Origin of the sequence: Nocardioides palaemonis (assembly GCF_018275325.1) — a bacterium.
Taxonomy (GTDB): Bacteria; Actinomycetota; Actinomycetes; order Propionibacteriales; family Nocardioidaceae; genus Nocardioides; species Nocardioides palaemonis.
In genome coordinates, this window is sequence record NZ_JAGVQR010000001.1 from 548582 (window position 1) to 571870 (window position 23289).

The 23289-nt window shown below is 73.7% G+C and carries 19 protein-coding genes and 1 pseudogene; 10 read left to right on the plus strand and 10 right to left on the minus strand.

Annotated features, from left to right (window positions below):
* Positions 1-149: 149 nt before the first annotated feature.
* Together KDN32_RS02610 and KDN32_RS02615 are read right to left on the minus strand one after the other, a co-directional pair.
* Positions 150-1562: a WS/DGAT/MGAT family O-acyltransferase gene (locus KDN32_RS02610; protein WP_211730559.1), complete on the minus strand. Its 1413-nt coding sequence runs from the start codon at positions 1560-1562 to the stop codon at positions 150-152.
* 102 nt (positions 1563-1664) lie between these two features.
* Positions 1665-2798 (minus strand): glutamate--cysteine ligase, encoded by a 1134-nt coding sequence (locus tag KDN32_RS02615; RefSeq protein WP_211730560.1) that lies wholly within the window; start codon positions 2796-2798, stop codon positions 1665-1667.
* Between the two features lie 77 nt (positions 2799-2875).
* Between KDN32_RS02615 and KDN32_RS02620 the strand changes: the two genes are divergently transcribed.
* A complete protein-coding gene (locus KDN32_RS02620; RefSeq protein ID WP_307853639.1) occupies positions 2876-4345 on the plus strand; it encodes a threonine/serine exporter family protein in 1470 nt (489 codons plus the stop codon).
* Here the strand turns inward: KDN32_RS02620 and KDN32_RS02625 are convergent.
* From KDN32_RS02625 to KDN32_RS02645, 5 genes are all read right to left on the minus strand, one after another.
* Positions 4314-4889, minus strand: a complete 576-nt coding sequence (locus KDN32_RS02625; protein ID WP_211730561.1) for a ribonuclease FAU-1 family protein — start codon at positions 4887-4889, stop codon at positions 4314-4316. The two genes, KDN32_RS02620 and KDN32_RS02625, sit on opposite strands and share 32 nt — an antisense overlap.
* A gap of 26 nt (positions 4890-4915) precedes the next feature.
* Positions 4916-6340, minus strand: coding sequence for a sensor histidine kinase (locus KDN32_RS02630; protein ID WP_211730562.1), 1425 nt, complete (start codon positions 6338-6340; stop codon positions 4916-4918).
* Complete coding sequence (locus KDN32_RS02635; RefSeq protein WP_211730563.1) at positions 6340-7062, minus strand: response regulator transcription factor; 723 nt, start codon at positions 7060-7062, stop codon at positions 6340-6342. The genes KDN32_RS02630 and KDN32_RS02635 overlap by 1 nt, the downstream gene beginning before the upstream one ends.
* A 62-nt stretch (positions 7063-7124) precedes the next feature.
* The gene (locus KDN32_RS02640) at positions 7125-8276 is read right to left on the minus strand and encodes an RNA polymerase sigma factor (RefSeq protein WP_211730564.1); all 1152 of its coding nucleotides are present in this window, start codon (positions 8274-8276) and stop codon (positions 7125-7127) included.
* 7 nt (positions 8277-8283) lie between these two features.
* Positions 8284-8691, minus strand: a complete 408-nt coding sequence (locus tag KDN32_RS02645; RefSeq protein WP_211730565.1) for a YciI family protein — start codon at positions 8689-8691, stop codon at positions 8284-8286.
* Positions 8692-8845: 154 nt separating this feature from the next.
* Here KDN32_RS02645 and KDN32_RS02650 point away from each other — a divergent pair, with 154 nt between their 5' ends.
* From KDN32_RS02650 to KDN32_RS02675, 6 genes are all read left to right on the plus strand, one after another.
* Positions 8846-9361: a hypothetical protein gene (locus tag KDN32_RS02650; RefSeq protein ID WP_211730566.1), complete on the plus strand. Its 516-nt coding sequence runs from the start codon at positions 8846-8848 to the stop codon at positions 9359-9361.
* Between the two features lie 254 nt (positions 9362-9615).
* Positions 9616-13569, plus strand: coding sequence for an ATP-dependent RNA helicase HrpA (gene hrpA / locus KDN32_RS02655; RefSeq protein WP_211730567.1), 3954 nt, complete (start codon positions 9616-9618; stop codon positions 13567-13569).
* A gap of 9 nt (positions 13570-13578) precedes the next feature.
* Positions 13579-14619, plus strand: a complete 1041-nt coding sequence (locus KDN32_RS02660) for a serine hydrolase domain-containing protein (RefSeq protein ID WP_211730568.1) — start codon at positions 13579-13581, stop codon at positions 14617-14619.
* On the plus strand, positions 14616-15212 hold the full coding sequence (locus KDN32_RS02665; RefSeq protein WP_307853642.1) for a hypothetical protein: 597 nt from the start codon (positions 14616-14618) through the stop codon (positions 15210-15212). The genes KDN32_RS02660 and KDN32_RS02665 overlap by 4 nt, the downstream gene beginning before the upstream one ends.
* A gap of 133 nt (positions 15213-15345) precedes the next feature.
* On the plus strand, positions 15346-15789 hold the full coding sequence (locus KDN32_RS02670; RefSeq protein ID WP_211730569.1) for a type II toxin-antitoxin system PemK/MazF family toxin: 444 nt from the start codon (positions 15346-15348) through the stop codon (positions 15787-15789).
* A gap of 9 nt (positions 15790-15798) precedes the next feature.
* Positions 15799-17196, plus strand: coding sequence for an ABC transporter substrate-binding protein (locus tag KDN32_RS02675; RefSeq protein ID WP_211730570.1), 1398 nt, complete (start codon positions 15799-15801; stop codon positions 17194-17196).
* A 3-nt stretch (positions 17197-17199) separates the two neighbouring features.
* On the opposite strand, the gene KDN32_RS02680 is transcribed toward KDN32_RS02675, so the two are convergent.
* A complete protein-coding gene (locus KDN32_RS02680; RefSeq protein ID WP_211730571.1) occupies positions 17200-18501 on the minus strand; it encodes an HRDC domain-containing protein in 1302 nt (433 codons plus the stop codon).
* Between the two features lie 3 nt (positions 18502-18504).
* Positions 18505-19125 (minus strand): DUF3000 domain-containing protein, encoded by a 621-nt coding sequence (locus KDN32_RS02685; RefSeq protein ID WP_211730572.1) that lies wholly within the window; start codon positions 19123-19125, stop codon positions 18505-18507.
* Between the two features lie 170 nt (positions 19126-19295).
* On the opposite strand from KDN32_RS02685, the gene hemE reads away from it, so the two are divergent.
* A complete protein-coding gene (gene hemE, locus KDN32_RS02690) occupies positions 19296-20252 on the plus strand; it encodes a uroporphyrinogen decarboxylase (RefSeq protein ID WP_249216545.1) in 957 nt (318 codons plus the stop codon).
* Here the strand turns inward: hemE and KDN32_RS02695 are convergent.
* On the minus strand, positions 20218-21252 hold the full coding sequence (locus KDN32_RS02695) for a LysR family transcriptional regulator (RefSeq protein ID WP_211730574.1): 1035 nt from the start codon (positions 21250-21252) through the stop codon (positions 20218-20220). The two genes, hemE and KDN32_RS02695, sit on opposite strands and share 35 nt — an antisense overlap.
* 155 nt (positions 21253-21407) lie before the next feature.
* Here KDN32_RS02695 and KDN32_RS02700 point away from each other — a divergent pair, with 155 nt between their 5' ends.
* Together KDN32_RS02700 and KDN32_RS23165 are read left to right on the plus strand one after the other, a co-directional pair.
* Positions 21408-22754, plus strand: a complete 1347-nt coding sequence (locus KDN32_RS02700; protein WP_211730575.1) for an acyl-CoA dehydrogenase family protein — start codon at positions 21408-21410, stop codon at positions 22752-22754.
* Positions 22755-22976: 222 nt separating this feature from the next.
* Positions 22977-23234: pseudogene (locus KDN32_RS23165) on the plus strand (dimethylsulfone monooxygenase SfnG); the annotation flags it as partial.
* Positions 23235-23289 lie beyond the last annotated feature (55 nt).

A 23289-nucleotide genomic window follows, 5' to 3' on the forward strand; every position in this document is an offset into this window, starting at 1 on the left:
CGCGGAGGTGGGTGCTCGCAGGTTTCGAGGCTCGTCGCTGGCGCTCCTCGCACCTCAACCAGCGAGGGGCCGGTGCGTGCTCGCAGGTTTCGAGGCTCGTCGCTGGCGCTCCTCGCACCTCAACCAGCGAGGGGCTGGCTCCTCGCACCTCAACCAGCGAGGCCGGCGGCGCGCTCGAGGGCCTTCAGCTCGTCGTCGAGGTGGCCGAGCATCAGCTGCAGGCGCGGGACGGTGCGGCGGCAGCCGGTGAGGCCGAAGCACATCTTGCCGTCGTAGGAGGTGCAGGTGATGTTGAGCGCCATCCCGTTGATCGGGATCGAGAGCGGGTAGGTGCCGACGAGGCGGGCGCCGTTCCAGTAGTGGGTGGTGCGCGGGCCGGGGACGTTGCTGACGATCAGGTTGTAGGGCGGGCGGACGATGCCGCTCATCCGCAGCGCCGGACCGAGGATCGCCGGGGCCTGGCCCAGCGCGCTCATCGCGAGGATCTGGGTCGGGGTCATCGACGACAGCCCCTGCTTGCCGTCGGCCATCGAGCGGTGGATCGCGGCGAGCCGGTCGGCGGGGTCGGGGAGGTGGGTGCCGAGCTGCACCATGACCGAGCCGACCGCGTTGCCGCCGTCGGAGGACGCGAGGTGCGACTCCTTCGCCTTCAGCCCGACCGGGACCATCGAGACGAGGGTGGTGTCGGGGAGCGCGTCGAGCTCGAGGAGGTAGGCCCGGATCGCGCCGCTGACCATCGCGAGCACGACGTCGTTGATCGTCGTGCCGCTGGCCTTCCCGACCGCGCGGAGGCGCTCGATCGGCCAGTCCTGGGCGGCGAAGCGGCGCGAGCCGGTGATGTTCTGGTTGAGGATCGTGCGCGGGGCGTAGAGCGAGAGCGCCGACGTCTCGTTGCGGACGCTGCGGTTGAGGGTGCGCACCAGCGCCCCGGGCATCCCGGCGGCCTCCGACGCGATCGCCAGCGCGGCCCGCACGGTCTGCGCCGACACGTCGGCCAGGGAGACGTCGGAGGTCGCACCGTCCTCGGCCGGCCGCGGCGCGCCCGGCCGCATCGCCCACGGGGCGGGCATGCCGCGCTCGTCGGGGTCGGTGGAGAGCACGCTCGCCAGCAGCCGCATCGCGGACACGCCGTCGACCAGCGCGTGGTGGGTCTTGGTGTACATCGCGACCCGCCCGTCGCGCAGGCCCTCGATGATCGTCGCCTCCCACAGCGGGCGCTCCCACGCCAGCCGGGTGCTGTGCAGCCGCGAGCACAGCTCGAGCAGCTCGCGGACGCGGCCGGGCTTCGGCAGGGCGCTGTGCCGGACGTGGTGCTCGACGTCGAACTGCTCGTCGGGGCGCCAGACGAGCTGGCCGGCGGTGCGCGCCGAGCGATAGGGGTGCTTGAGGAAGAGCGGGGCGATCTCGTCGACGTCACGCATCTGCTCGTACATCTCGCGGACATAGCCGCGGCCCGCGCCCTCGGGCTTCTCGAACAGCTGGAGGCCACCGACGTGCATCGGCATGTTGCGGTTCTCGGCGAGCAGGAAGCCGGTGGCGGTCGGGTCGATCGGGTTGACCACTGCGTCTCCTCCGTGTCCGCCGCGGTCCCCGGCGGCGCGTGCGTCCGCGCATCCTCTCGCCCCGGGGACGGCGCCACAACCCCGCGCCGGGGTGGGGCGCCGTCAGCGCCCGAGCGTCGTACGCAGCTCGGTGACGACGGAGTCGACGACCGAGACCAGGTCGCCGCGGTGCGCGGCCGCGACCCGTCGCTGGCGGTCGGCCGACGAGCCGCGGACGGGGATGTCGGCGACCGTGCGCAGCTCGTCCTCGCAGCCGAGCCGGCGCGCGACCGGGGTGAGCCGCTCGAGCAGGTCGGCGAGGTCGTCGGTCACGAGCCGCTCGCGGTTGCGGTCGTCGAGGATCACGATCGCGTCGAGGCCGTAGCGCGCGGCGCGCCACTTGTTCTCCTGGACCTGCCAGGGCGGCAGGGTGGGCAGCCGCTCGCCGGCGACGAGCCGCTCGTCGAGGTCGACCACGAGGCAGTGGACGAGCGCGACCAGCGCGGCCAGCTCGCGTACGTCGGACACGCCGTCGCAGACCCGGTGCTCGAGGGTGCCGAGGTGGGGTGCGGGGCGTACGTCCCAGCGCACGTCGGCCATCGAGTCGATGATGCCGGTGGTGGTCTGGTCGTCGATGCAGCGCTCGAAGTCGGCCCAGGACTCGAAGGTGAACGGCAGCCCGGCGGTCGGCAGCTGCTGGAACATCAGCGCGCGGTTGGACGCGTAGCCGGTGTCCTGGCCGGCCCAGAACGGCGAGCTGGCCGACAGCGCCAGCAGGTGGGGGTACGTCGTGAGCAGCGACGACAGCACCGGCATCACCCGGTCGCGCTCGGGCATCCCGACGTGGACGTGGACGCCCCAGATCAGCATCTGCCGGCCCCACCACTGGGTGCGGTTGATCAGCTCCTCGTAGCGGTGGCCGTCGGTGAGCTGCTGGTGCGACCAGTCGGCGAAGGGGTGCGCCCCGGCGCCCATCAGGTCGACGCCGAGCTCGTCGGCGGCGTCCATCACCACGCCGAGCGTCCCGGTGAGGTCCTCGACCGCCTCCCCGACGGTGCGGCAGATCCCGCTCACCACCTCGACGGTGTTGCGCAGCAGCTCCTGGTGCAGCCGCTCCGGGTGCTCGAGCCGCGGGGCGGCCCGGTCGGCGAGGTCGGCGGCCGCGCTGACCAGGTCGCGGGTCTCGCGGTCGACCAGCGCGAGCTCCCACTCGACGCCCAGCGTGGGCTGCGGCGAGGCGTGGAAGTCGATGCGCATGCGACAACTCTAGGGAGGCCGGGAGACGTGCCGGACCACCTTCCGCGGTGGGGTCGCCCGGGTGCCACCATGTGCGCGTGGACCAGATCGAGCAGCCGGAGGCAGCGACGGAGTGGACCCGCGGGGCAGCCCGCGAGCTCGCCGAGGAGCTCGCCCGGGAGGAGGCCGAGGAGCGGGCCCGCGAGGAGGCCGAGCGGGCCCGCGAGATCCACCTGACCATGGACCTGTGCCTGCGCATCGGCGAGATGCTGCTGTCGTCGGGTGCCGGCGCGGCCGACGTGACCGCGACGATGCGGTCGGTGGCCGACCACCTCGGGCTGCGCGGCGCCGAGATCGACGTGACCTTCACCGCGCTGTCGATGAGCTTCCAGCGTGGGCCGGAGGAGGTGCCGATGCTGCTGGTACGCCACGTGCAGCAGCGCGACATCGACTACGAGGACCTGACGTCGGTCGACCACCTCGTCCGCGACCTGCTGACCGACCAGGTCGACCTCTACACCGCGCGCACCCGGATGGCGACGATCGTCTCGCTGGGTCACGCCTTCCCGCGCTGGGCGGTCACGGTCGCGTGGGCAGTCATGGCCGCAGCCATCGGCGTCTTCCTCGGCGGCGGGCCGGTCGTGTCCGCCGTGGCTGCGGTCGCCGCGGTGCTCATCGACCGGGTCCAGCTGCTGATGGCGCGGCGACGGCTGCCGTTCTTCTACCTCCAGGTCGCCGGCGGCGCGATCGCGACGGTGCTCGCGGCCGGGGTCGCCGCGACCCCGATCGACGTCGATCCGTCGCTCGTGGTCACGGCCAACATCATCCTGCTGCTGGCCGGCATCGGGTTGATGGGAGCGGTCCAGGACGCCCTCACCGGCTTCTACCTCACCTCCGGCGCCCGCCTCATCGAGGCGATGATGGCCACGGCGGGGATCATCGCCGGCGTCGGCTTCGGCATCTCGATCGCCGACGGGCTGGGCATGCCGCTCGGCCGGCTGGTGCCCGGCAAGCTCGGCGAGATCTCCGACCTGCCGCCGGTGCTGCTCGGCGCCGCGGTCTCCGCCGCGGCGTTCTGCGTCGCCAGCTATGCCCCACGGCGTGCGGTGCTGCCGGTCGCGTCCATCACGGCGTTCGCCGCGCTGGTCTCCCAGGTCGTCACCGTCGCCGGTTTCGGACGGGCGGCCGCCGCCGGCGCCGCGGCGTTCTTCATCGGCCTCGTGGCCTACGCCGTGGCGGGACGCGTCAGGGTGCCCCCGCTGGTCGTGGCGGTGCCGGCGATCATGCCGTTCCTGCCCGGTCTGTCGATCTACCGCGGCCTGACGTTCCTCGCCGAGGGCGGCTCGTTCGTCTCGCAGGGCATCCTGGCGCTGATGACCGCGATCTCGGTCGCGATCGCGCTGGCGTCGGGCGTGATCCTCGGGGAGTACGTCGCCCAGCCGGTCAAGCGCGAGGCGCGCAAGCTGGAGAACCGGCTCGCCGGTCCGCGACTGGTCGGACCGTTCCGCGCGATGACCCGCGCGGAACGACGCGCGTTCAGGAAGTCCGAGCAGCAGCCCGACGACTGAGCTCGTCGAGCCAGCGCTGGTGGCTGCCGTCGTACGGCGCCGCGCCCGCGCGCACCGCGGCCAGCACCTCGTCGCAGCTCGCTCGCGCCCCCGTCACGACGTCGGCGGGGTAGCCGAACGCCACTTGGTGCTCGGCGAACTCGTCCTCGTCGTCGACGAAGGTCTCGCCGGGGCCGGCGGGCGGGTCCTCCCACGGGGCGGGGCTGGCGGGGATCGGGTCGGGCAGGCGGATCACGTCGAGGTCGAGGTCGACGGCCCGCAGGACGCGGCCGTCCCAGACCGGCGGCGTGGTCATGTCGACGTAGAGGTCGCACCAGATCCCGGGCGCCTGGAACGTCGGCAGGTGCCAGCGGTCGGGGTGGACGACCGTCACCGTGTCGACGGCGGAGTGGAACTCGTGGCCGGGGCGGCGGTGGTGGGTGCCGGCCGGGACGCCGATCCACTCGCCGTGCTCGTCCTCGCCGAGGTAGAACCCGGTGAAGGCCCAGTGCGGCCGATCGCCCCACTTGGTCATCTCGCACCTGATCGGCGTCCCCGGCTCCATGGTCCCGACCCTAGGTGACCGGTCGGTCAGGCGCGGGGGAGGCGGACGGTGATCGTCGTGTCGCCGGGCGCGCTCGCCAGCGTGACCGACCCGCGGTGGGCGCCGACGATGGCCTCGACCAGCGACAGGCCGAGCCCGGCGCCGCCGGCGCGGGTGCGGGCGGCGTCGCCGCGGGTGAAGCGCTCGAACGCCCGCGGCGCGAGGTCGGGGGCGAAGCCCGGGCCGTCGTCGTGGACGGTGAAGCCGTCGGGGTCGGCCGTGACGGTGACGGTGCTGCCGGCGGGGGTGTACTTGCGCGCGTTGGTCAGCAGGTTGGTCACCACCTGGTGCAGCCTTGCCTCGTCACCGGCCACGACGATGGGGTCCTCGGGCAGCGAGAGCCGCCACGAGCGCTCGCGATCGATCACGCGTGCGTCGTCGACCGCCTCGAGCAGCAGGCGGGACAGGTCGACGTCGGCCCGGTCGAGCGGGCGGCCGGCGTCGAGACGGGCGAGCAGCAGCAGGTCCTCGACGAGCGCCGTCATCCGACCCGACTCGGTCTCGACCTTGTCGAGGGCCGTCCCGGTGGTCTCCGGGCGCTTGCGGGCCAGCTCCGTGTAGCCGGCGATGGTGGCGAGCGGGGTGCGCAGCTCGTGGGACGCGTCGGCCACGAACTGCCGTACCTGCTGCTCGCTGCGGTGCCGCTCGGCGAGCGACTGCTCGACGTGGTCGAGCATCCGGTTGAGCGCCGCGCCGACCTGGCCGACCTCGGTGCGCTCGTCGGTCAGCCGGTCGGGCACCCGCTCGGTCATCTCGATGTCGCCCGAGGCGAGCGGCAGCTCGGCGACCAGGTGGGCGGTGCCGGCGACCTCGCGCAGTGGCGCGAGCTGGCGGCGTACGACCCAGGTGCCGGCGCCGGCGGCGGCGAGCACGCCGAGGAGGCTGGCCAGCACCTCGAGCTGGACGAGCCGCTCGACGGTCTCGTGCAGGTCGGCGCGGGACAGGCCGGCGACGACGGTCACGGCGTCGCCGGACGTGGTGGGGTAGTCGGTCACCAGCACCCGGTAGCTGCCGAGGCCGGGGAGGTCGACCGTCTGCGGGTTGCGCGCTGCCGGGAGGGCGTCGAGCGCGGCGAGCTGAGCGTCGTCGAGCGGTGTCGAGGCCGACCAGCTCTGCCCGTCCTGCTCGGTCGGCGCGGTGCCGGAGCCCTTGCCGGTGGACGGGAAGTAGGCCTTGAGGGTGCCGAAGCGGTCGCCCGGACCGTCGCCGTCACCGTCCGGGCCGGGGCGGCCGGGCCCCATGGCGAAGCGGGCGGCGTCGCGCACGTCGCCGTCGAGCCGGCGCTCGAGGTTGCTCTGCATCGCCAGCGTGGTGGCCGTGCCGATCAGGAACGCCGCAAGGGCGACGAGCACGACGACGACCGCCACCACCCGTGAGGTGAGGGTGAGGGGACGCAGGTGCGGTCGCGCCATCAGGGCGCCGGCTTCAGGACGTAGCCCGCGCCCCGCATCGTGTGGATCATCGGCTCGCGGCCGGCGTCGACCTTCTTGCGGAGGTAGGAGATGTAGAGCTCGACGACGTTGGCCTGGCCGCCGAAGTCGTACTGCCACACCCGGTCGAGGATCTGCGCCTTGCTCAGCACCCGGCGCGGGTTGCGCATGAGGAAGCGCAGCAGCTCGAACTCGGTGGCGGTGAGGGTGATCTCCTCGCCGGCGCGCTGCACCTCGTGGCTGTCCTCGTCGAGGGTCAGGTCGCCGACGACCAGCACGTTGCCCACGTCGGCCTGGGCTGCCGTGCCGCCGCGGCGGATCAGCCCGCGCAGCCGCGCCACCACCTCCTCGAGGGAGAACGGCTTGGTGACGTAGTCGTCGCCACCCGCGGTGAGCCCGGCGATCCGGTCCTCGACGGCGTCCTTCGCAGTGAGGAACAGCACCGGTACGTCGCTGCCGTCCGCGCGCATGCGGCGCAGCACCTCGAGCCCGTCGAAGTCCGGCAGCATGATGTCGAGCACGACCGCGTCGGGCCGGAAGTCGCGGGCGGTCGCGACGGCGTCGGTGCCGGTGTGGGCCATCTGCAGCTCCCACCCCTCGTAGCGCAGCGCCATCGCGAGGAGCTCGGCGATGTTGACCTCGTCGTCGACGACGAGGACGCGCACGGGGGAGCCGTCGGCGCGGGTGAGCTGGGGCACGGTCATGGGCCCATCCTGCCGCGAGTTGCTGTGTGCCTGCTGTGAGCGCGCTGTCCGCCGTGCGTGTGTCAGCCAGAGCCGTTGAGGCGCGCCGCCTGCCGGATCAGGTGCACGCGCTCGGCCCGGCTGGAGGCCAGGTCCGCGGCCTCGGCGTAGAGCCGGGCGGCGACGGCGCGGTCGCCCGCCTTCTCGTGGAGGTGGGCCGCCGCCGCCCGGTGCCGCGGCAGGGCGGGGTCGACCTCGGCGAGGGCGGCGAGCCCGGCCCGGGCGCCGTCGGCCTCACCGACCGCGACCGCGCGGTTGAGCCGGACGACCGGGCTGCCGGTGAGCGCGAGCAGCTCGTCGTACCACTCCACGACCTGCACCCAGTCGGTCTCCGCCGCGCTCGGGGCGTCGGCGTGCAGTGCCGCGATCGCGGCCTGCAGCTGGTACTCCCCGCGACGGTCCTCGGCCAGGGCGGCCTGGAGGAGGCGTGCGCCCTCGGCGATGGCCGCGGTGTCCCAGCGGGAGCGGTCCTGCTCGGCGAGCGGGACCAGCGTGCCGTCGGCCCGGGTCCGGGCGGCGCGTCGGGCGTGGTGGAGCAGCATCAGCGCCAGCAGCCCGTCGGTCTCGGGGTCGCGCGCCAGCGCGGCGAGCTCGCGGGTCAGCCGGATCGCCTCGGAGGCGAGGTCGACGTCGCCGCCGTAGCCCTCGTTGAACACGAGGTAGAGCACCCGCCGCACCGTCGCCGGGTCGCCGGGCCGGTCGAACGGCTCGGCGGCGATCGTGCGCTTGGCGCGGCTGATCCGCTGGGCCATGGTGGCCTCGGGGACGAGGAACGCCTCGGCGACCTGCCGGGTGGTCAGCCCGCCGACCGCCCGGAGCGTGAGCGCCACCGCGGAGGTGGGCGTGAGCGCGGGGTGGGCGCAGAGGAAGAACACCCGCAAGGTGTCGTCGACCTGCGCGGCCGCGCCGGGGGCGGGCTCGAGGTCGACCGCGGCCTCGCGCCGCTGCCGGGCCGCGTCGGAGCGGGCGGCGTCGAGGAAGCGCCGCCACGCCACGGTGACCAGCCAGCCCTTCGGGTCGCGCGGCGGGTCGTCGGGCCACGACCGCAGCGCCTCGACGAGGGCGTCCTGCACCGCGTCCTCGGCCGCCGCGAAGTCGGCTCCGCGACGGACGAGGACCGCGATGACCTGGGGCACGACGCCCCGCAGGACGGCCTCGTCGAAGGCGGCGGTCACGGCCGGCTCAGTCCTGGTGGGACGGCGCGCCGTAGAACGGCCGGACCTCGAGCCACTCGTGGATCGGCCTGCCGCCCTTGCCCGGCGCCAGGGACAGCTGGCCGGCGAGCTCGACGGCCCGGTCCCAGCCGTCGACGTCGACGACGTACCACCCGGCGATGAGGTCCTTGGTCTCCGCGAACGGTCCGTCCGTCATCGGGCCGGTGCCGGCGTCGTTCGCCCGGACGAACGCGCCCTCCGGCGAGAGCGCCTGGGCGTCGACGAACTCGCCGTCGGCCTCCAGCTGCTTGCCGAAGGCGTCCATGAACGCCATGTGGGCGTCGACCTCGTCGGGCGTCCACTCCTCCATCGGGTGGTCGTTGACGGTGCCGGCGGGCACGCCGCGGTAGTGCTTGAGGATCAGGTACTTCGGCATCTGCTCTCCTTGTCAGGTGCAGCCCATCATGGCTGCGTCCACACCGGGGACGGAGCCGGGAGGCGGTCCTCGACACGGCCGCGAGACCTTTTTTCACGGGACGCGCTGGGCGGACGCACAGGTGGCGCACAGCAAGGCGGCGGAGGCTCGGCCCATGAGCGAGAAGGACCAGCCGCACGACGAGACCCAGCCGGTGCGCCCCCAGGGCACCCCGGCCGACCAGCCCGACGCCGCGTCCCCCGGTGTCGCCGCGTCGTCGGCGGATGCGCCTGACGCTCGACCCGCGGACCCGGGGGCCGCCCCCCTGCCCCCGGCCGCGGGTCACCCGTACCCTGCGGGTGCGTACGTCCCGCCGGCCGCCCCGCCCGGTGCGGGCTGGGGTCGCGCCCGCCGCTGGCGCGACCAGGCGCGCGGCGACCGGGCGTACGGCCTCGGCGCGCTCGTCGCCTCGGCGCTGGCCGGTGTGATCATCGGCGGCGTCGGCACCGCGGTCTTCCACGCGGTCACCGACGACCACGGGCCCGGCGACCGGTTCGGCCAGTTCGGGCCGATGGGCGACCGCGACGGCGACCGCGACCGCGGCCCGATGTTCGGCGGCCCCGGCGTGCCCGGCCAGCTCCAGCCCACCACGCCGCCCGAGGACGACGACGACTCGGGCTCCAGCTCCTGAACGCTCCGAGTCGGCGCGAATGTCCTGCTGGGGCGCGCTGAGTCGGCGCGAATGTCCTGCCGGAGCGCGGTGAGTCGGCGCGAATGCGCCGCGCACCGGGACACATGCGCCGACTCGATGGCCCTGCGCGGGACACATGCGCCGACTCGATGGCCCTGCGCGGGACACATGCGCCGACTCGATGGCCCTGCGCGGGACACATGCGCCGACTCGACGTGGGCTGGCGCGAAACCCGGTTGCCGCGGTGGGCGAGAATGGCGCCCGTTGTGAAGATCACCTACCCGCCCGAGCTCCCGGTCTCCGCGCGCCGCGACGACATCGCCGCGGCGATCCGCGACCACCAGGTCGTCATCGTCGCCGGCGAGACCGGCTCCGGTAAGACGACCCAGCTGCCCAAGATCTGCCTCGAGCTCGGCCGCGGGCAGGACAAGATGATCGGCCACACCCAGCCGCGCCGGATCGCCGCGCGGTCGGTCGCGGAGCGGATCGCCGAGGAGCTCGGCACCGAGCTCGGCGACGTCGTCGGCTACCAGGTGCGCTTCACCGACCGCACCAGCCGCGCGAGCCGGGTCAAGCTGATGACCGACGGCATCCTGCTCGCCGAGCTGCAGCGCGACCGCGACCTGCGCAGGTACGACACGATCATCATCGACGAGGCCCACGAGCGCAGCCTCAACATCGACTTCCTCCTCGGCTACCTCAAGCGGCTGCTGCCGCGCCGCCCCGACCTCAAGGTCGTCATCACTAGCGCGACCATCGACGTCGACCGCTTCGCCGCGCACTTCGACGCACCCGTCGTCGAGGTGTCGGGTCGGACCTACCCCGTGGAGGTCCGCTACCGCCCGCTGCTGGAGCTGCCGGAGGACGACGAGGACGGCGAGCCGGTCCAGCGCGACCAGACCGAGGCGATCCTCGACGCGGTGAAGGAGCTGTCCGCTGAGGGGCCGGGCGACGTGCTGGTCTTCCTGCCCGGCGAGCGCGAGATCCGCGACACCGCCGACGCGTTCGACGCGCTGCGCTCCGACCGGCTGGAGGTCGTGCCGCTCTACTCCCGCCTCAGCGCCGCCGACCAGCACAAGGTGTTCTCCAGCCACTCCTCGCTCGTGCGCCGCGTCGTGCTGGCCACCAACGTCGCCGAGACGTCGCTCACCGTCCCCGGCATCCGGTACGTCGTCGACACCGGTGTCGCGCGGATCAGCCGCTACTCGGTGCGGACCAAGGTGCAGCGGCTGCCGATCGAGCCGATCAGCCAGGCCTCCGCCAACCAGCGGTCCGGGCGGTGCGGCCGCGTGTCGGAGGGCATCGCGATCCGGCTCTACTCGGAGGAGGACTTCGAGGCGCGCCCGGAGTTCACCGACCCCGAGATCCTGCGCACCAACCTCGCCAGCGTCATCCTCCAGATGGCCGCGCTGCGCCTCGGCGACATCGCGCGCTTCCCGTTCGTCGAGCCGCCCGACCGCCGCAACATCAAGGCCGGCACCGACCTGCTCGAGGAGCTGGGGGCGCTGACCGCCGCCTCGTCCGTCGGGGGACGTGGTTTCGAGGCTCGGCCGCGGGCGGCCTCGCACCTCAACCACCGAGGAGAGGGTGCCTCGCACCTCAACCACCGAGGAGAGGGTGGCTCGCACCTCAACCAGCGCGGGAGCGGGCGCCGGGGAGCCCAGCGGGCGCCGGGCCCGCGGCTCACCGAGGTCGGCCGGCGCCTTGCCCGGCTGCCGATCGACCCGCGCCTGGGCCGGATGATCCTCGAGGCCGAGCGCCTCGGCTGCCTGCGCGACGTGCTCGTCATCGCCGCCGCGCTGTCGGTCCAGGACCCGCGCGAGCGGCCGGAGGAGCAGCGCGCCCAGGCCGACCAGCTGCACGCGCGCTTCACCCACGAGTCCAGCGACTTCCTCACCTGGCTCAACCTCTGGCGCCACCTCAAGCAGCAGCAGAAGGAGCTCTCGTCGAGCGCCTTCCGGCGCACGTGCAGGCGCGAGCACCTCAACTACCTCCGCATCCGCGAGTGGCAGGACTACGAGTCCCAGCTGCGCCAGGTCTGCAAGGAGATGAAGCTCGACCTCGGCCGCCAGGTGGGCAGCGAGGGCGGCGCCGCCCACGACGAGGACGGCATCCACCAGGCGCTGCTGTCCGGCCTGCTCAGCCACGTCGGTGCGCTCGATGAGCGGGAGAAGGGCAAGCCGGGGGAGCGGCGGCCGATGCGGGAGTACCTCGGCGCCCGCGGTGCCCGCTTCGCGGTGTTCCCCGGCAGCGTGCTCAAGGGCCGCAACCCCGCGTTCCTGATGAGCGCCGAGCTGGTCGAGACGTCGCGGCTGTGGGCCCGTCAGAACGCTGCGATCCAGCCCGAGTGGGCCGAGCGCCTCGGCGCCCACCTCGTCAAGCGGACGTACTCCGAGCCGCACTGGTCGCGCAAGCGCGCCGCGGTGATGGCCCGCGAGCGGGTCACCCTCTACGGCGTCCCGCTCGTCGCCGACCGGCTCGTGCAGTACGGCCGGATCGACCCGGCCCTGGCGCGCGAGCTGTTCATCCGGCACGCGCTGGTCGAGCGCGACTGGGACTCCCGTCACCGCTTCCTCGCCGACAACGCGCGGCTGCTCGAGGAGGCCGAGGAGCTCGAGCACCGCGCCCGTCGTCGCGACATCGTCGTCGACGAGCAGACGCTCTTCGACTTCTACGACGCCCGCGTGGGCGCCGACGTGGTCAGCGGCCAGCACTTCGACCAGTGGTGGAAGCGGGCGCGGCAGAAGAAGCCTGACCTGCTCACCTTCGACCCCGACATGCTCACCAACGAGTCGGCCGGCGAGGTGCGCGAGCGCGACTTCCCGACCCAGTGGCACGACAGCGACGAGGCGGGCCTGACCTTCCCGATCAGCTATCACTTCGAGCCCGGTGCAGCCGACGACGGCCTCACCATCGACGTGCCGGTCGCCACGCTCAACCGGATCGACGCCGACGACTTCTCGTGGCTGGTCCCGGGCCTGCGTGAGGAGCTGGTGACCGAGCTGATCCGCTCGCTGCCGAAGAACCTGCGCGTCTCGATGGTGCCCGCGCCCAACACCGCCCGCGAGTTCCTCGCGTCCACCCCGCCCGGCGCGGAGCCGCTGCTCGACGCCCTCGAGCGCTTCGCCCGCAGCACCCGCAGCCTGGTCATCGACCGCGACGCGTGGGACTGGTCGAAGGTCCCGGCGCACCTGCGGCCGACCTACCGCGTGGTGGCCGAGGACGGTGGCGAGGCCGGCCGCGGCAAGGACCTCGACGCCCTCAAGGAGCCGCTCCGGCCGACCTTCGAGCGGGCGATGGCCGACGTCGCCGCCGACTCCGGCGTCACCGCGACGGGGCAGACCGGCTGGACCTTCGGCACCGTCGAGGAGTCGTTCGTGCAGCGCCGTGCGGGGCACGAGGTGCGCGGCTTCCCCGCGCTCGTCGACGAGGGCGCCACGGTCGGCCTCCAGGTCCTGGCCACCGCCGACGAGGCCGCGGCCCACCACCGACTCGGCGTACGCCGGCTGGTGCTGCTCGCGCTCGGCCCGGCACGCCCGGTCGACGACGTGCTCGCCGACGCGGGCCTCGACCAACGCGCCAAGCTGGCCCTCGTGGGCTCGCCCTACCCGTCGGTCGGTGACCTGCTCGACGACGTGCGCGCGGGGATCGTCGGCGAGGTGGTCGACGCGCGCCCCTCCGTGCGCGACGCTGCCGCGTTCGACGCGACGGTCGGGGCCGCGCGCACGGCCGTCGCGACCGGCACCGGCGCGGCCGTGCACGACGTGATGCGGGTGCTGGAGTCGTGGCGCGCGTGCGACAAGGCGATCTCGGGCCGCACCGACCTGGTGACGCTTCCCGCCCTCACCGACATGCGCGCGCAGGTCGGCCGCCTGATGACCGCCGGCATCGTGGGGGAGGCGGGCCCGTCGCGGCTGCGCGACCTGAGCCGCTACCTCGCGGCGGTGACCGTGCGCCGCGAGCGCCTCGACGACCAGGTCGCCCGCGACCGCCAGCTGATGGACCAGCTGTCCGGCCTGCAGGACGCGTGGCTGCACGCCGTGGCGGCGCTGCCCGAGGGCCAGCCGATGCCGCAGCACCTGCGCGACGCGCGCTGGCTGCTCGAGGAGTACCGCGTCTCCCTGTTCGCCCAGCAGCTCGGCACCCGGGAGAAGGTCAGCGACCAGCGGATCCGCAAGGTGCTGGGACGCTCGGCGGGCACGCACTAGCCTGACCGGATGAGTGACGAGGCCCGACTGGTCGAGCGGGTCGAGGCGCGGGTCGCGCACGACTTCGCCGGCGTCGTGCGGCTCGACGTGGCGGGGAGGACCGTGCTGCGTCGGGGGTTCGGGACCGGAGACCGCGGCCACGGGCGGGCGATGGACCCGACGACCCGCCTGGCGATCGCCAGCGGGTCGAAGACCTTCACCGCGCTCACCGTCCTCTCGCTCGTCGACGAGGGGCTGCTCCGGCTCGACGGACCCGCTCGGGAGTGGCTCGGCGACGACCTGCCGCTCGTCGACGACCGGGTCACCGTCGAGCACCTCCTCTGCCACCGCTCCGGGATCGGGGACTACCTCGACGAGGACATCGAGGTCGACAGCGACGCGTACGTGCTCCCCGTGTCGGCCCACCTGCTCGGCGACACCGAGGACTACCTCCCGCTCCTGGCCGGTCGGGCCCAGAAGTTCGCGCCGGGCACGGCGTTCTCCTACTGCAACCAGGGCTTCGTCGTGCTCGCGCTGCTCGCCGAGCGTTCGTCGGGGACCGCCTTCCACGACCTGGTCCGGGACCGCGTGCTCGAGCCCGCCGGCCTCGCGGCGACCGCGTACCTCCGCTCGGACGCCCTCCCCGCGGACGCCGTCCTAGGCAGGGTCCTGCTCGACGGCGAGGAGCGGTCCAACGTCTTCCACCTGCCGGTGCGCGGTGGCGGCGACGGCGGGGCCTTCACCACCGTCGACGACGTGCACGCACTCTGGGCGGCGCTCCACGCGGGCCGGGTCGTCCCGCCCGCGACGGTCGACGACATGCTCCGCCCGCGCACGGCGCCCGACGGCAACGGGAGGTCCTACGGCCTCGGCGTCTGGCTGTGGCCCGCCGACGGCATGGCCCAGCTGGTCGGGCAGGACGCCGGGGTCTCGTTCACCTCCGTCCACGATCCCCGCCGTGACGCGGTGTGGACCGTCATCGCCGACCGGTCCGGGGCGGCCTGGCCGGTCCAGGAGATCGTCATGGATCACGTCGAGACGATGGTCGGGCCGCCTAGGCTGGACGGGTGACCGGACGCCAGCACCACCGCCCGATGACCCCCGGGGACGCCTTCTTCGACGAGATCGTCGGCGGGGCCGACCCCGCCCAGCTGCGCGAGGCCGGCGACCTCGCCGCCACGGTGCTGGTGCGCGGGGCGCGGGAGGCCCACGACCCCGCGCTGGTCGAGCGGGTCGTCCACCTCGCCGAGACCGAGGGCCTCGAGACGCTCGCCGAGGTCTGGTCGGGCGCGCCCGCGGACACGCTGGCGGGCAGCCTGTGGCGGCTGTTCCTGCTGCGCTCGTGGGTCCACGCCGACCCCGAGCGGGTGTCACGGGAGTACGAGGCCGGCCAGCGCCGGGTCGACGTCGCGCGCGTCGTCGCGGGCGTCGCCGACCCGCCCGGACCGGCCGAGCTCCGCCAGATGGTCGACCAGGTGCTGCGCGGGATCGCCACCGGCGACTTCGCCGTGACGCTGTTCCGCGCGGCGGCGTTCGCACGCATCGTCGCGGCCGGCCGCGCAGCCCTCGGGCAGGCCAGCCACGAGGAGATCTCCCGGATGCTGGTGCTCTCCGAGCAGCTCGAGGCGGCCGGGCACGGGGAAATCGCGGACACGCTCGCGTGAGTGATTAAAATGCTCACGTGCGCCGGGCCGTGGCAGCCCCGGGTTCCAAGATCAGCCGCTACGAGCGGCCACGCGCCGTGAGGCGCTCCCGGTCCGGCGCACTTCACCCCTCCCGGGCACATAGGCTCGGAGCATGAGCCTCCGTCGACGCGTCACGCGGCTGCTGTCGCCCGCCCGCCGCTCGTCCGTGCCGGACGAGGTGAGCGCCCGCTACGCCCCCGAGGCCGACGGCGAGCCGGACCCGGGCGAGGTCGTCTGGGCCTGGGTGCCCTACGAGGACGACCCCCGGCAGGGCAAGGACCGCCCGGTGCTGGTGCTCGACACCGCGGGCGACGGCTGGACCGGCCTGATGCTCACCAGCAAGGACCACGACCGCGACGCCGCCGACGAGGCCCGGTGGGGCCGGCACTGGATGGACGTCGGCACCGGCGGGTGGGACCGGCAGCGCCGGCCCAGCGAGGTCCGGCTCGACCGGCTGGTCTACCTCGAGCGCGACGGCGTACGCCGCGAGGGAGCGGCCCTGGACCGGGACGTGTTCGAGGCGGTCGTCGAGGCGGTGCGTGGACTGCCCCGTTAGGGTTCGTCCGTGCGTCCCGCGTCTCCCCGTCGTGCTGCCCTGGCCTGCTGTGCCCTGATCGTCGCCGCGGCCACCGCTGCCTGCTCCGGTGCGGACGAGCCGCAGCCCCAGCCGACGAAGCCGCCGACCCAGACCGGCAAGCCGTCGGACAAGCCGCGCCAGATCACCTTCGGTGCCTACGGCACCAAGGAGGAGGTCGCCGCGTTCCAGAGCGTCGTCGACTCCTTCAACGCCGCCTCCAGCACCCGCGAGGTGACGCTGCAGTCGTGGCCCGACCACGAGTCGGCGCTCAAGGACGTGCTGGCCGGCAACGCCCCGGACGCGTTCCTCACCTCCCGCATCGACCTCGACCAGCTGGTGGAGGCGCAGGCGATCAAGCCGGTCAGCCTGCTGCTCGACGAGCGCGGCGTCGACTTCGGTGACCGGTTCTCCCGCGACGCCGTCGACGCCTTCGCGATGGACTCCGAGCTGCAGTGCATGGCCTACTCGGTGTCCCCGATGGTCATCTACTACAACACCGACCTCGTCGACTTCGACAAGATGGAGCGGCGCGACTACGACGTCCCGACGCCCAACAGCGAGGGCGTGCGCGAGCGGTGGACCCTCGCGGAGTTCGGTGCGGCGGCCCGGTTCGCCTCGCGCCGCGGCGACAAGCGCGGCGTGTGGATCGACCCGACGCTGCAGGGTCTCGCGCCCTTCATCTACTCCGGCGACGGCCAGGTCTTCGACGACGACCGCGAGCCCACGTCGCTGGCGTTCTCCGACGACTCGACCCGCGCGGCGCTCGACCAGACGCTCCAGATCCTGCGCGACCCGACCCTGACGCCGACCAACGCCCAGCTCGCGCGCGCGACCCCCGTGCAGCTGTTCAAGCGCGGCGAGCTCGCGATGATCGCTGGCTTCCGCAACCTCGTCCCCGAGCTGCGCGACGCCGAGGACCTCGACTTCGACGTCCTCCCGATGCCGACCATCGACAGCCGCGCGACCGTCGGCGACATCAGTGGGCTGTGCCTGTCCGCGGACTCCAAGGTCCAGGGCGACGCGGCCGACTTCATCGCCTACGCCGTCTCCGACTCGGCCATCTCGACGGTCGCCTCCACCGGCTACATCGTCCCGGCCAACACCGAGGTCGCCTCCTCCTCGGAGTTCCTCGCGCCCCAGCTCGAGCCGGCCCACGCCGGCATCTACAACGACTCCATCCGCTACATGGTGGTGCCGCCGTTCATCGACCAGCGCGAGGAGCTCGTCGAGGCGGTCACGCCGCTGCTCGAGCGGCTGGTCACCGCGCCCGGCACCCTCGACCTCGACGAGACGACCCAGGAGATCGACGACGCGTCGCGGCTGATCCTGTCGCCGGAGGAGACCGAGTCCCCGACCGAGTCGCCGACGGAGTCTCCCTCGGAGTGAGGTTCAGCCGTCGGCCGGGTCGGCGTCCGCGCCGAGGATCGCGCCGACGAGCGCGCCGGTGACCAGGCCGGTCTGCCACTGCCGGGCGCCGTACGAGGCGAGCTGGGCGCGGACGGCGTCGGCGAGGGCGGCCGGCTCGCGGGTGGCGGGCGGGGTCCACATGAGGCGGCGCAGGAAGTCGGGGGTCAGCAGGTTCTCGACCGGGAGGTGGTGGACCTCGGCGAGGTTGAGCATCGACTCGCGCGCCGCCTTGAACCGGCGGTCGGCGACGGGCTCGCGGTCGGCCCACGTGCGGGGGTGCGGGGGTCCGTCGCCGCGCGGGGCGCGCGCCGGCAGGTCGGCCTCCGGCATCTCCCGGACCCGCTGGAGGGCGTCGACCCAGGTCGAGGCGTAGCGGCTCGCCCCGCGGCCGTGGAAGCCCTGCGTGGCGAGGAGCGAACGCCGGTCGGTGGGCATCGCGGTCGCCGCGACGACGATCGCCGAGTCGGGGAGGATCCGTCCGGGCGTGACGTCGCGTTCGGCGGCGATCGCGTCGCGGGCCTCCCAGAGCGCGCGGGCCGCGCCGAGCGAGCGGCGCCCGCGCAGGCGGTGCACCCCGGACGTGCGTCGCCACGCCTCCTGGCGGACGGCGGGCTCGAAGCCGAGCAGGTGGTCGAACTCCTGGCGCGCCCACTCGGCCTTGCCGGCCTCCTCGAGCTCGGCGGCCATGTGGTCGCGGAGCTCGACCAGCACCTCGACGTCGAGCGCGGCGTACTCCAGCCACGGCTTGGGCAGCGGGCGCGTCGACCAGTCGGCGGCGGAGTGCTCCTTGCGCATCCGCTGGCCGAGGACGGTCTCGACGAGGGTGGCGAGCCCGACGCGGGGGTAGCCCAGCAGTCGGCCCGCGAGCTCGGTGTCGAACAGGCTGGTCGGGACCAGGCCGACCTCGCGCAGGCAGGGGAGGTCCTGGGTCGCGGCGTGCAGGATCCACTCGGTGCCCTCGAGCGCCTCCTGGAGGGGGACGAGCGTGGTGAGCGGGATCGGGTCGACCAGCCAGGTGCCGGCGCCCTCACGGCGCAGCTGGATCAGGTAGGCCCGGTTGGAGTAGCGGTAGCCCGAGGCGCGCTCGGCGTCGATCGCGACCGGCCCGGTCGCGCCGGCCAGGGCGGCGCACGCCTCGGCGAGCGCGGCGTCGGTCTCGACCACCTCGGGCAGGCCGTCGCGCAGCTCGAGCAGCGGCGCGGGGGGCGCCTCCTCGGTGGCGCCGTCCCCGGGCTGGGCCTCGGGCTGGTCCTCGGGGGTGGGGGAGTCGTCGGTGAGGGCCATCGCTCAGGTGCCGCGCTGTCCGCGTCGGCTCGGGATGGCCGTGACGCCCTCGGGCACGGGCGGCAGGCCGACCGCGGTGCACATCAGCTCGCCCCACGCCTCGACGTGGGCGGTCATGTCGACGCCGCCGTCATCGTCGACCTCCGGGGTCCACGAGGCCCGGATCTCGACCTGGGCGCTGCGCGGCTCGTCGGCCATCCCGCCGAAGCTCTCGGTGGTCACGCAGGTGACGCTGCCCGAGGCGGTGTGGAACGACGCGCCGTGGGCGTCGAGGGCCTCGGTCAGCCAGGACCAGCCGACCGCGGCGAGCATCGGGTCGGCGCCGAGCTCGGGGTCGATGTCGGCGCGGGCGTAGGCGACGCAGCGGAACGTGCCGTCCCAGGCGTCGTTGCCGGCGGGGTCGTGCAGCAGGATCAGCCGGCCGGTCCCGACGTCGTCCTCGTCGACGGTGACGTCACCGCTCAGCGCGGACGACCAGGGGGCGATCCGCTGCGGTGCCGGCATCTCCTCGCAGAAGACCTCGGGGCGCAGGGCAGCCCGCCGCATCGACTCCACAGCCGCGCGGAACTCCGCAGGCCCAGCCCCGGCAGACGTGCCCGGGTGGGTCTCGTGACGGGCCACCATGGCCCCAGAGTAGGTCAGCGGGCCGCGATGCCGATGTGTCGCCACGCCGTCTGACCTGCGAGGATTCGACCGTGACCGACGCCGTTCCCGCCCCCCGTCCCGGCCTCGAGACGAGCCCCTTCCTCGCCGCCGCGCGCGGCGAGGAGCCGTCGCACACCCCCGTGTGGTTCATGCGGCAGGCCGGTCGGTCGCTGCCGGAGTACCTCGAGGTCCGCGAGGGCATCGGCATGCTGGAGTCCTGCATGGACGCCGACCTGGTCACCGAGATCACCCTCCAGCCGGTGCGCCGCTACGGCGTCGACGCGGCGATCTTCTTCTCCGACATCGTGCTGCCGCTCAAGGCGGTCGGCGTCGACCTCGACATCAAGCCGGGTGTCGGTCCGGTCGTCGCGTCCCCGGTCCGGACGCTGGCGGACGTCGAGGCGATCCCCGACCTGACCCCCGAGCACGTCCCCTACATCACGCAGGCCGTGCGCCAGCTCGTCGCCGAGCTCGGCGCGACGCCCCTGATCGGCTTCGCCGGCGCGCCCTTCACGGTCGCGTCCTACCTCGTCGAGGGCGGTCCCTCCAAGGAGCACGCGAGGACGAAGGCGATGATGTTCGGCGCCCCCGAGGTCTGGGACGCGCTGATGCGCAAGATCGCGGGCATCGCCGCGGCCTACCTCCGGATCCAGGTCGAGGCCGGCGCGTCAGCGGTCCAGCTGTTCGACTCGTGGGCCGGCGCGCTCACCCCGGCCGACTACCGCGCCTCGGTCATGCCCCACTCCGCGCGCGTGCTGGCCGCGGCCGGCGAGCTCGGTGTGCCGCGCATCCACTTCGGCGTCGGCACCACCAACCTGCTCGGCCTGATGGGCGAGGCGGGTGCCGACGTGGTCGGCGTCGACTGGCGTACGCCGCTCGAGCACGCGATCCCGCTCGTCGGCGACCGGGTGGTGCAGGGCAACCTCGACCCGACGCTCGTCTTCGCGCCCACCGAGGTGATGACCGCCCGCGCGGCCGAGGTGATCGAGGCGGGTCGCGCCGCGAAGGGTCACATCTTCAACCTCGGCCACGGCGTGATCCCCTCGACCGACCCCGGTCAGCTCGAGGCGCTCACCGACTTCGTGCACGGCTACCGATCGGCGTGACCGTCGGCAGGTCGCCGGTCGCCGTCGGCGCGGCGGCCACCGCGTCCTCGAGCCGGTCGTCGATCCGCTCGTCGGGCAGGTCCGCGGCCAGGTCGACCCCCGCGAGGTAGGCCCGCGCCCGCCGCACGAGCGCGGTCTGCAGGTCGCGCACGGCCTCGGGGGTCCGGTCGGAGCGGCGGCGCAGCATCACCAGGGTGACCGTGGTGTGGTCGGTGCTGATCGGGCGGGTGGTGAGCACGCCCGCCTTCACCAGCGGGTCGGCGGTGATCGAGAAGTCCGGCAGGACCGAGATCCCGAGGCCCGCCGCCACCATCGCCTTGCCCATCTCCGCGCCGTCGGTGGCGTAGGTCGTCGCGGGCAGGTCGGAGCCGAAGAGGCGCAGGGCGTGGCGGTGCATGACGTAGCCGGGTCGCATCAGGACGTGGGGCTCCGCGCGCAGCTCGTCGACGCTGACCACCGAGCGGGTGGCGAGCGGGTGGTCGGCGCGCAGGCAGGCGACCGGGGTCCCCTCGATGAGGCGGTCGGCGACCAGGGTGGTCTCCACCTCGTCGCCGGGGAGCAGGTTGACCAGGCCGAGGTCGAGCACGCACTCGGTGAGGCCCTGCGCGATGTCGGCCTGGCGGCTGTTGACGACCTCGACGCCGCCCGACCCGTGACGCGCGTGCAGGTCGCGCAGGGCCGGGGCGAGCAGGCTGGACGACGCGGTGCTGACGGTGCCGATGCGCAGGTCGCGACGGCGTACGGACTGCTGGCCGGCGGCCTCGCGCAGCCGGTCGACGGCGCCGAGCACCTCGGTCATGAACTCCTGCAGGTCGAGACCCTGCCGGCTGATCCGCGACCCCGTGCGACGCCGGTCGAGCAGCGTCGTGCCGAGCTCCTTCTCGAGCTTGGTCACCGCCTCGCTGAGCGCGGGCTGGGAGATGTGCATGGCCTCGCTCGCCCGCCGCAGTGATCCGTGCTCGGTCACCGCCGCGAGGTACTCCAGCTGTTCGATCCGCACCGTGGGCTCCTGGTCTCTCGCTGTCCCCGCCCGCGCAGCGGCGCACGGGGTGAAGGTCGGGTGGTCGGTAGAACCTGTCGCCGCGGATACCGGTGCGACGACGCCGACCACTTAAAGTCTACAAAGTCACTATACAAACCGGGAGGATTTCCACCATGACCACCCTGCGTGTCCGGCCCACCTTCGGCCGGACCGAGACCCCGTCCGCCGCTGCCGACCACCCCACGGCTGCCGGTCCGGGCGGCACCGATCACCTCCTCGCCGAGTGGCGCCCCGTCCTCGACGCCGTCGCCGAGGGCGCCGTCCAGCGCGAGGTCGACGGGACGCTGCCGTTCGAGGCCGTGGCGCTGCTCAAGCGCGAGGGCTTCGGCGCCGTGCGGGTCCCCGTCTCCCACGGCGGCGCCGGCCTCGGGCTCGTCGACGTCGCGCGGCTGTGGATCGAGCTGGCCGCCGTCGACGCCAACCTCCCGCAGGCCTTCCGCGGCCACTTCGCCCTCGTCGAGGACCGGCTGTGGCACCACGCGCGCACCAGTGACCAGCGCACCTGGTTCGACCGGTTCGTGCGCGGCGAGATGGTCGGCAACGCCTGGTCCGAGGTCGGCTCGGACATCGACCTGCCGCGCACCGTGCTGTCGCCGCGGGCCGACGGCTCCTACCGCCTCGACGGCACGAAGTACTACACGACCGGCAGCATCTACGCCGAGTGGGCCGACGTCCACGCCCGCCTGCGCGAGCCCGGCCGGCCCGACGAGGTCGAGGACGCCACCGCGATCGCGATGGTCGACCTCCGCGACCCGGGCGTCCGGGTCAGCGACGACTGGAACGGCTTCGGCCAGAAGGGCACCGGCAGCGGCACCGCCACCTTCGACGCCGTGGGCGTCCCCGCCGACCACGTGCTGCCCTTCGAGGAGCGCTTCCCCTACCAGACCGCGTTCTACCAGCTCAACCTGCTCGCGACCCTGACCGGCATCGCGAGGTCGGCGCTGGCCGACGTCGTCGAGGCCGTGCAGAAGCGGACCCGGAACTTCTCCCACGCCAACGCCCCGCGGGTGCGCGACGACGCGCAGGTCCTCGCCCGTGTCGGCGAGATCGCCGCGGCGGTCTACGCCGCCGAGGCCGCGACGCTCCGGGTCGCGGCCAGCATCCAGGCCGTCGCCGACGCCGTACTGGCCGACGCCGGTGAGATCGCGCGCCTCGTCGAGGTCAGCGAGATCGAGTCGTCGACCGCCCAGGTCGTCGTGTCCGAGCTGGTGCTGCGCGCCACGTCCGACCTCTTCGACGCGCTCGGCGCCTCGGCGACCGCGCGCCCGCTCGCGCTCGACCGCCACTGGCGCAACGCGCGCACCGTCGCCTCGCACAACCCGCGCATCCTCAAGGCGCGCGTCGTCGGTGCGTACGTCGTCAACGGCACGCCGCCGCCCTACGCCTGGTCGATCGGCGGCACCCGCCGTCGCCAGGACTGGGACGGGACGACGCCGCCGGCGAGCGGCAGCGACACCTGATCCGACCCTGGTCCGACCGGTCACGCACCGGCTCCGCAAGGAGGGGGTGGGAGGCGCCGCCTGTCCGAGACCTGTCACCGGGGGGTGACAGGTCAGGGCTGCAGGCTCTGCCTCCCACCCCCTCGACATGTCCGGTGGGCCGCGTGCCGAGATCTCGGTTCGGCTCCTGCTACCTTTGTCTACAAGATCGATAGAGATTAAAGATCACTCCGAGGAGAACCCATGAGCACGTCCCCCTCCGCCACCCGCGAGCCGCTGCAGTTCGCCTACTGGGTGCCCAACGTCTCGGGCGGCCTCGTCATCTCCGACATCGAGCAGCGCACGAGCTGGGACTACGACTACAACAAGCGCCTGGCCCGCACCGCGGAGCAGAACGGCTTCGACTACGCCCTCACCCAGGTCCGCTACACCGCCTCCTACGGCGCCGCCAACCAGCACGAGGCGACCAGCTTCAGCCTCGCCCTGCTGCTCGCCACCGAGCGGCTCAAGGTGATCTCGGCCGTCCACCCCTACATGTGGCACCCCGGCGTGCTCG

Bases quoted from the DNA above. Each gene is read 5' to 3' on its own strand.
- KDN32_RS02700 (WP_211730575.1), top strand. From the start codon at position 21,408: ATGACCACCCTGCGTGTCCGGCCCACCTTCGGCCGGACCGAGACCCCG.
- KDN32_RS02630 (WP_211730562.1), bottom strand. From the start codon at position 6,340: ATGGCGCGACCGCACCTGCGTCCCCTCACCCTCACCTCACGGGTGGTG.
- KDN32_RS02635 (WP_211730563.1), bottom strand. From the start codon at position 7,062: ATGACCGTGCCCCAGCTCACCCGCGCCGACGGCTCCCCCGTGCGCGTC.
- KDN32_RS02645 (WP_211730565.1), bottom strand. From the start codon at position 8,691: ATGCCGAAGTACCTGATCCTCAAGCACTACCGCGGCGTGCCCGCCGGC.
- KDN32_RS02650 (WP_211730566.1), top strand. From the start codon at position 8,846: ATGAGCGAGAAGGACCAGCCGCACGACGAGACCCAGCCGGTGCGCCCC.
- KDN32_RS02660 (WP_211730568.1), top strand. From the start codon at position 13,579: ATGAGTGACGAGGCCCGACTGGTCGAGCGGGTCGAGGCGCGGGTCGCG.
- hrpA (WP_211730567.1), top strand. From the start codon at position 9,616: ATGGCGCCCGTTGTGAAGATCACCTACCCGCCCGAGCTCCCGGTCTCC.
- KDN32_RS02685 (WP_211730572.1), bottom strand. From the start codon at position 19,125: ATGGTGGCCCGTCACGAGACCCACCCGGGCACGTCTGCCGGGGCTGGG.
- KDN32_RS02680 (WP_211730571.1), bottom strand. From the start codon at position 18,501: ATGGCCCTCACCGACGACTCCCCCACCCCCGAGGACCAGCCCGAGGCC.
- KDN32_RS02670 (WP_211730569.1), top strand. From the start codon at position 15,346: ATGAGCCTCCGTCGACGCGTCACGCGGCTGCTGTCGCCCGCCCGCCGC.
- hemE (WP_249216545.1), top strand. From the start codon at position 19,296: ATGCGGCAGGCCGGTCGGTCGCTGCCGGAGTACCTCGAGGTCCGCGAG.
- KDN32_RS02625 (WP_211730561.1), bottom strand. From the start codon at position 4,889: ATGGAGCCGGGGACGCCGATCAGGTGCGAGATGACCAAGTGGGGCGAT.
- KDN32_RS02615 (WP_211730560.1), bottom strand. From the start codon at position 2,798: ATGCGCATCGACTTCCACGCCTCGCCGCAGCCCACGCTGGGCGTCGAG.